At 67.6% G+C, this 2,109-nt stretch carries 2 protein-coding genes; both read left to right on the top strand.

Going from position 1 to position 2,109, the window contains the following annotated elements:
* The first annotated feature begins 278 nt into the window (after positions 1 to 278).
* Positions 279 to 1,427: a DUF819 family protein gene (locus ACTHLF_RS21170; RefSeq protein ID WP_440330204.1), complete on the top strand. Its 1,149-nt coding sequence runs from the start codon at positions 279 to 281 to the stop codon at positions 1,425 to 1,427.
* Between the two features lie 13 nt (positions 1,428 to 1,440).
* On the top strand, positions 1,441 to 2,109 hold a 669-nt coding region (locus ACTHLF_RS21165), incomplete at its 3' end, for an SH3 domain-containing protein (protein ID WP_440330202.1).

Raw genomic sequence — 2,109 nt, 5'->3', positions numbered from 1 at the left:
TCCCACAAGAGCTGGGGGGCTCACACGTCGCCTGTGGGAGCGCGCTTGCGCGCGATGCTCCCGCAGCCACCAGGCAGGCGGCCAGGGCGTGGCGGACGATCACATGTCGTAGAGCCGCTTGCACCGTTCGGTATCCCCGTTGCACCGTGGTGGATGGGTCGTGCGTCTTGGCTGTGTAACATGCTTGCAAACGCCGGTCAATAATTTATGCTGACGACTAGATCGTCAGGAATAGATATTCCACGACGCCGTGCGGTACCACCCTTGGGAGGGGATGCGTGATCGAGTCGGTTTGGCCTTACCTGGCCGTGATGCTCCTGGCCGCTGGCTTCTGGCCGGCCATCGAACGGCATTTCGGCTGGAAGGTGTTCGAAATCCTCCCGCCCATCGTGCTCACCTACCTCACGGTCACCGCGCTGTCGGTGGGCGGCCTGTGGACCCACTCCGCTGAGATCCAGGGTGCCCAGGAGCTGCTGGTGAAGCGGCTGGTGCCCGCCCTGCTCTTCCTGCTGATGATCAGCTGCGACCTGCGCGCCATCCTCCGGTTGGGCCCGCGCGTCCTGGGCGTCTTCGCCTGCACATCGATCAGCCTGTTCGCCGCGTTCGTCCTCGCCTTCCTCATCTTCCGCCACTGGATGCCGGGCGATGGGTGGAAGCCCCTGGCCTCGCTCTCGGGCAGCTGGGTGGGCGGCACGGCCAACATGATCGCGGTGAAGCAGGCCATCGGCATGTCCGATACCTCGCTCGCCACGACCTTGCTCACCGACGCGCTGTGCTACTCGATGTGGGTGGTGGTGCTGTTCTCGGTCGCCCGCCTCGCGCCCGCCTTCAACCGCTGGGCCCGCGCGCGCTCCAGTGCCGACATGGCGGTCGCCGAGACAGCGGCACGCACCCCGGCCACGGTCGACAGCGTGCTGCTATGGCTGGGGCTGGCCATTGGCGTGGCCGCGCTGGCCACGGTGCTCGGCGAGCGCCTGCCGGTCGGCAGCATGGTGTCGTCGACCACCTGGACCATCCTCATCGCCACCTTCGCCGGACTGGTCGCCGCGCACACACCGCTGGCCCGCCTGCCCGGTGCGCAGTCGGTGTCCAGCGCGATGCTTATCTCGGTCGTGGCGGTCCTGGCCTCGCAGAGCAGCTTCGCCGGCATCGCCGCCGCGCCGCTGTACCTGCTCTGCGGCGTGACCGTCATCGCGCTGCACGCCGTGTTCCTTTGCGGCTTCGCCCGGCTGTTCCATTTCGACCTGTACCTGTGCGGTATTTCCTCGCTGGCCCATATCGGAGGCGTGGCCGCGACGCCGGTGCTCGCGGCGACCTATTCGCGCTCGCTCGTGCCGGTGGGCATCCTCCTCGCGCTGCTCGGTTATATCCTCGGGACGGGCTACGGCCTGGTCGTCGCTTCCGTCCTTTCCGCGCTGGCTTCCTGACATGGACCTCGGCATGAACACCCTCCGCCATACCCTCCTTGCCGCGATGCTCGCCGTGGCCGTCGGCGCCACTGCGGCCCGCGCCGCGGAGCCGCAGGCACTGGTCGCGCCGCCCTCGGGAGTCCTCGGCATCACCGATGCACAGCTCGATCCTGCGTTCTGGGTTTCCCGCGCCGGCGCAGCGGATAGCGTGGTGTTCGATACCCGGGCCATCGCCGCGATCAACGACAAGGTGATGCGGCTCGATCCCTCCATGCACGATATCCGCCATCTCGGCGCGACGCTGCCGCGCGACCGGGTGAAAGGCTGGGTCGCCAAACTGACCAGCAAGCCCTCGAAGACGCTGTACGACGTGGAAGGCAAGGAGGTACCGGCCGCGACGATCGATGCCGTGATGGCCAACGCCCGTATCGAAGGCATTCCCGCGAGCGTGACCCCGCGCTACGGCATGGCCGTGCGACGCAGCGCGCTGCGTGGCTTCCCCACCGACCTGCGCGTCTTCAGCCACGCCGACGACACTGACATCGACCGTTTCCAGGAAAGCACGCTGTTCCCCGGCGATCCGCTGGTCGTCGTGCACACCAGCCAGGACGGGAAGTGGGCCTTCGTCGTGAGCCCGCGCTATGCCGCGTGGATGCATGCGGACGACATCGCGCTGGGGGATGCACAGGCGATCTTCGCG

This window comes from Luteibacter sp., from assembly GCF_051958795.1.
Lineage (GTDB): Bacteria > Pseudomonadota > Gammaproteobacteria > Xanthomonadales > Rhodanobacteraceae > Luteibacter.
The sequence above is the reverse complement of the archived record's forward strand: the minus strand, read 5'-3'. Positions and strand labels throughout refer to the sequence as shown.